Annotated in this window: 4 protein-coding genes; all 4 read left to right on the forward strand. The window is 42.6% G+C overall.

The window, feature by feature from the left end:
* The first annotated feature begins 347 nt into the window (after nucleotides 1–347).
* The gene (locus A1D16_RS20520) at nucleotides 348–1019 is read left to right on the forward strand and encodes an ATP-binding cassette domain-containing protein (RefSeq protein ID WP_290713154.1); all 672 of its coding nucleotides are present in this window, start codon (nucleotides 348–350) and stop codon (nucleotides 1017–1019) included.
* Entirely contained in the window at nucleotides 994–1941 is a 948-nt protein-coding gene (locus tag A1D16_RS20525; RefSeq protein WP_290713157.1) for an ATP-binding cassette domain-containing protein, read from the forward strand. Before A1D16_RS20520 ends, A1D16_RS20525 begins: the two co-directional genes overlap by 26 nt.
* Nucleotides 1942–1966: 25 nt before the next feature.
* Complete coding sequence (locus A1D16_RS20530; protein WP_290713160.1) at nucleotides 1967–3625, forward strand: serine hydrolase domain-containing protein; 1659 nt, start codon at nucleotides 1967–1969, stop codon at nucleotides 3623–3625.
* A gap of 72 nt (nucleotides 3626–3697) precedes the next feature.
* Entirely contained in the window at nucleotides 3698–5398 is a 1701-nt protein-coding gene (locus A1D16_RS20535; protein ID WP_290713163.1) for a hypothetical protein, read from the forward strand.
* Nucleotides 5399–5488: the final 90 nt, after the last annotated feature.

Here is a 5488-nt window from a genome sequence, read left to right on the forward strand (position 1 = left end):
ACCAGGTTATTAGTGCCTGCTGTGGTACCAGGAGTAGTAGGAGAACTGGTTTCTTCTGTTTCCGGTTCTGTTGATTCCTTTGAACAGGAAACAGCCAGCAATACACAGGTTACAAATAATAGCTTTTTCATATTGAGTACAGGATCTACACTTAATCGGTAGTAAACTGCAATTAGTATGCCCGGTTACCTTGAACTTGCTAAAATTTCGATAATTGGAAAGCTGGTCAAAGTTTTTGTTATATTTGCAGCAGATTTCCTAACGAATAATTCAACAATGAAGCGCTAATTTTTTCAGGTAAAAGCCGGCAGCTAAGGCAGCCATTTCTTTTCTAAAAAATTAGTTATATGTTGAATCTGCAGAATATCTCCTATTCGCATCCGAATAAATCTATATTATTTGAACAGCTTCATCTGCACTTGCAGCCCCGGCAAAAAATGGCCCTTATCGGTAATAACGGAGTGGGCAAATCCACTTTGTTAAGGATCATAGCCGGAGAATTATCAGCTTCTTCCGGTTGTGTAAAAACCACCGTAAAACCTTATTATGTTCCTCAATTAGTGGGGCAGTTTACCAATTGTACTGTTGCCCGGGTCCTGCGCATTGAAAAAAAATGGCGGGCATTACAGGCTATTTTGAATGGAGATGTTTCCGAAGCGCAGTTAGACGCCCTTGAAGAAGACTGGAGCATTGAGGAGCGGTGTAAACAAGTATTGGCTAACTGGCAATTAAGCAACCTGGATCTACAACAATCTATTGAAAAACTAAGCGGTGGTGAAAAAGCAAAACTGCTGTTGGCCGGCATGGAACTGCATCAGCCTGAGCTGGTATTATTGGATGAACCAAGTAATCACCTCGATTTAACTGCGCGTGGCCTGCTGTATGATTTCTTAGGAAAAACAACCGCTGCTATGTTGTTGGTCAGCCACGACCGAAACCTGCTTAACCTCCTGGATCTGACCGGCGAAATGACCTCCTCCGGTATTCAGCTTTATGGCGGTAATTATGATTTTTTTTGAGCAACAAAAACAGCTCGAACGGCAGGCAATGGAACAGGCTATAGGAGCTGCTGAAAAAGCGCTTCGCCAGGCCAGGGAAATTGAACGCGAAACAAAAGAACGACAGCAGAAATTAAACAGCCGGGGAAAAGATAAACAGGAAAAAGCCGGCATCGCAAAAATTATGATGAATAGCCTGCGTAACAGTGCTGAAAGAACTAGTGCAAAATTAAAAGAGGTTCATACTGAAAAAATGCAGGGATTAAAAGAGGAATTGTTACAGCGCCGAGCTGCAAAACCAGCCATTCTTTCCATGAAATTTGATTGGGAAGAGTCTGGCCTGCACCAGGGGAAACGGCTATTTTCTGCTACCGCTATGAATTATGAATATCATCCAGGACAACCGGTTTGGAAAAATCCGCTGAACTGGCAGGTAAACAGCGGAGAACGTTGGGCCTTAAAAGGAAATAATGGAACCGGGAAAACGACGCTTCTCAAACTTCTCTTAGGTCAATTAAAGGCATCCGGTGGTATAGTATACCGGGCCGATTTTAAGGCCATCTATCTCGACCAGGACTATTCATTGATTAACAGTAAGCAAACTGTTTTCGAGCGGGCCTGTGAATTTAATAAACAGGGGTTGGAAGACCATCATATTAAAAATCGGTTGCATCGTTTCCTGTTTGAAAAAGCCGATTGGGAAATTACCTGTTCCTCCCTAAGCGGTGGAGAGCGAATGCGTTTATTGTTATGCTGCCTGCATATCAGCCAGCAGGCACCTGACCTGATTGTGTTGGATGAACCTACCAATAATCTCGATCTTGATAATTTGGAAATCCTTGCCAACGCAATCAGGCAATACAAAGGTAGTCTGCTGGTGGTGTCGCACGACTCCAGGTTCCTGGAAGATATTCAGGTAACTCGGGAATTGGTGTTACGGTAAAAAAATTAATGGCTATCTTTTGGCAATGAAACAATTGTTCTTTTTCCTGTTGATAACAGGCAGTTTACATGCACAACAACTACCTGATTCAACCAGCGCAAAAATAGATTCGATCTTTAAGTTTTACACCAATTCTACACCAGGTTGTGCGGTTGCTATTCAGCAAAACGGAGAGGTTATTTTCCAGAAGGGGTATGGTCTTGCCAATATGGAATATGCCATTCCTATTCGTCCCGCTACTGTTTTTCATATAGCTTCCGAATCTAAACAATATGTAGCTTTCTGCATACTGTTACTAGAAAAAGAAGGGAAGCTGAAATTGGAGGATGATATCCGAAATTACCTGGACTATATACCCGATTTTGGCAAAAAAATAAGTATCCGTCAATTGATTTTGCACACCAGTGGTTTAAGAGACCAGTGGCAATTACTTGCACTTGGAGGTACACAACTGGATGATGTAATTACGCAACAACATATTATTAAACTGGTAACAACGCAAAAAGCCCTGAATTTTATGCCCGGGGAAGAGTGGATGTACTGTAACACCGGTTATACCCTGTTGGCAGAAATAGTAAAAAAACTCAGTGGACAATCGCTCCGGAAATTTGCAGCGACCCGCATCTTTAATCCATTGGGTATGAAGGACACGCATTTTCACGACGATTACCAGGAATTAGTTCCTGGTCGTGCTTATTCCTACAATGCTGCTGCCGGGGGAAAATACCAGCATGCGGTACTTAGCTATTCCACGGTAGGAGCAACGAGTTTATTTACAACCGTGCTGGATGAAGCGAAATGGTTAAATAACCTGGAAACGGGTGAAGTTGGAGGAAAAGAGCTGGTTCAAAAAATGAAGGAAGTAGGTTATCTGAACGACGGGCGTAAACTGGACTATGCCATGGGGCAGATGGTTGGAAAATTCAAAGGATGGGAGCAAATCGGGCACGGTGGTGCAGACGCTGGCTACCGTACCTATGCCGTTCGTTATCCGGAGAAAAAACTGGGGATAGTGGTATTCAGTAACCTGGGCTTTGCAAACCCGGGCCGACTTGCTTCCTTGATTGCAGAATTACTAATAACCGATACCAAGCCAACGGATGTTCCCATGCCGGCCTATAAAGCGGATACAGTATTGTTCAAAAAACTGGCAGGTAAGTATTATACCGAACGTGGAGATCAGGCAGAATTGTCTTTTTATAAAGGCGGCTTATATGTTCGTATGGCAAATGCAGGCATACCTTCTGAAATAAAATTTATGGAAGAAGGGGCCGGCCGGTATAAGTTATCGTCTGGTGGTTCCATGCTCATCAGTTCGGAGCAGGTAAAACTTGATTCGATTGCAGCATTTCAGATCATTAATCCGAATAATGTGCTGAAATTTAAACGACAGCCCTCCATTCAGCCAGTTATTACCGCTGAGTTTGCTGGTCGTTATTACAGCAATGAATTGGAAGCGTTTTATACAATCGCCTTCAAAGACGGTAAGCTTACATTACAACATCGGAAATATGACACCGTGCCTTTAACCAATATAGCACCTGATCAATTTACCAGCCCCTTCTGGTGGATGAGTCATATAAGATTTATTCGGGATGGCAATAAGCGGGTAACGGGGTTTGAGGTGAATGCGGGCAGGGTGCAGGGGTTGTGGTTTGGGAGGGGGGAGAAGGGGCAATTTTAATGTCTGTTTGTTGCAATTTGTGAAGAGGATCGGCGTTTGGTGGGCATGATTAAAGAAATTTTATTCGGGGCCATGCTTGTCCTAGGCAGTAGTACTTATGCTCAAAAACAAACAGTTAATTGGGGTGATGAGTTTAAACTAAAGAAGGGAACCAGTGATATTAATGTGCTGTTCACCGATGAAACAGGTGTATATATTGAGGAAGAACATATGACCCTCGGTACCTATTTCGTGGTAGGGGCAACGTTCAGGGAGTCTGCTTCCCTGGTTAAGCTGAATCCTAAATTACAGGAAATATATCGCTCCGATTTTAACCGGGAACTGAAAGGGAAAAATTTTGAATATTTTCTGCCCTTTCAAAAAAAACTTTTCGTGGTAGCTTCCGATTATAGTAAAGCAGACCGTGCTTTTCAATTGTTGGTAGGAGAAGTGGATAAACAATCAGGCGAAATGAAAGGTTCCTGGAAAACAATCGCGAGCATTCCCAAAGAAGAGAAAAAAGACCAGGTAAATTTCCGGTTATTTCCAAACACTGATAGCTCAAGGCTTGTGTTAATAAGCACTATAGCCGGAAGAGAAAAAAACACCTACCGTGTTGAGGAATTTGATCAAAATCTCCGGTCCAGTTCTTCAAGCGCTACTATTTCCAATGAATTTGAACCCAGGACTTATACGCTGGAAGATGTGTTATACACCAAAGACAAAAAAATCATATTGGTTGGTAGAGTGTTTGAATATCAGTCTGGCAAAAAGAAAAAAGAGAAATACCTCGACTTTTCCCGGTATAATATCCGCATCTATGATGAAAAAGGCAAACAGCAAACAGAATTGAATACGGAAATCAATGGTAAATGGGTAAGCTCCACCAAATTGATGATGGGTAAAGACAACGATCTGCTGCTTGCCAGTTTTTATAGTAAAGAAAAAAGAGGTACTACCAACGGGCTCCTGGTTCAGCGTATTGATCCGGCTACCGGTAAGGTGTTGAGCGCTGCTGAAAAAGAAATCAACTATTCAATGGTTACTGCAGAGTCTGGCGATAGCGGGTTAGAGGAGGACGATCGGGAAGCCAGGGCGGAGCGAAAAGAACGTGAACGGCTGGCAAAACTGCAAAATGAAGGAGAAGGATTTTCGAAGTATATGAAATTCCGGAATATATATTACACACCGGATAATGGGTTGGTATTGTTGGCTGAAAATTATAATCATTATACTTATACCAGTTCCTCTTATTCATCGGGTATGAATCAGTCTGCCGGCCGCTGGACCTATACCACCTATATGGTTTATGAATGTGGTGAGTTGGTAATGTGCAAGCTGAATAGCGGGAATGAAATTGAATGGCTTCAGATTTTGCCAAAATCGCAACGGGAGGTAATTACTGCATCAAGAAGTTCTCCGACTGCAGGAGGGGTATCTTTTTCCAGCTTTTTCCTGCCCGATGGCCGGCCCTACTATGCCGGGTTCGGATCCCTGCAATTCAATGACAATATCTATCTCTATTTTAATGATCACCGTAAAAATGCTACGGTATTAAATGCAGGACAAAAAGTAAGCCGGATCGATTTTTATGCCAAATCCGATTGTTATGTAGTAACCATGGATGTGCTTACCGGGAAACTGAATCGTAAAGTTATGTTTGCCAATGACGATCAGCCAACTGCTATGCCCCGTAAAAGTTCTATAGTAGGGAAAGAGCTCTACCTGATCGGTAAAACCGACCGTATTTTCGGCAAAACCAAATTGGCGGTGGGCAAGGTTACCACCAAATAATTAATCACATAAAACAAAAAACCCGCAATTATGCGGGTTTTTTTTATGTGAACCGGATTGGATTCGAACCAATGACCTACTGCTTAGAAG

Origin of the sequence: Flavihumibacter sp. CACIAM 22H1 (assembly GCF_001601815.1) — a bacterium.
Taxonomy (GTDB): domain Bacteria; phylum Bacteroidota; class Bacteroidia; order Chitinophagales; family Chitinophagaceae; genus Flavihumibacter.

What these genes read in the sequence shown, in the direction of transcription:
- A1D16_RS20520 (WP_290713154.1), top strand. Translation starts at nt 348, where the DNA reads ATGTTGAATCTGCAGAATATCTCCTATTCGCATCCGAATAAATCTATA.
- A1D16_RS20525 (WP_290713157.1), top strand. Translation starts at nt 994, where the DNA reads ATGGCGGTAATTATGATTTTTTTTGAGCAACAAAAACAGCTCGAACGG.
- A1D16_RS20530 (WP_290713160.1), top strand. Translation starts at nt 1,967, where the DNA reads ATGAAACAATTGTTCTTTTTCCTGTTGATAACAGGCAGTTTACATGCA.
- A1D16_RS20535 (WP_290713163.1), top strand. Translation starts at nt 3,698, where the DNA reads ATGCTTGTCCTAGGCAGTAGTACTTATGCTCAAAAACAAACAGTTAAT.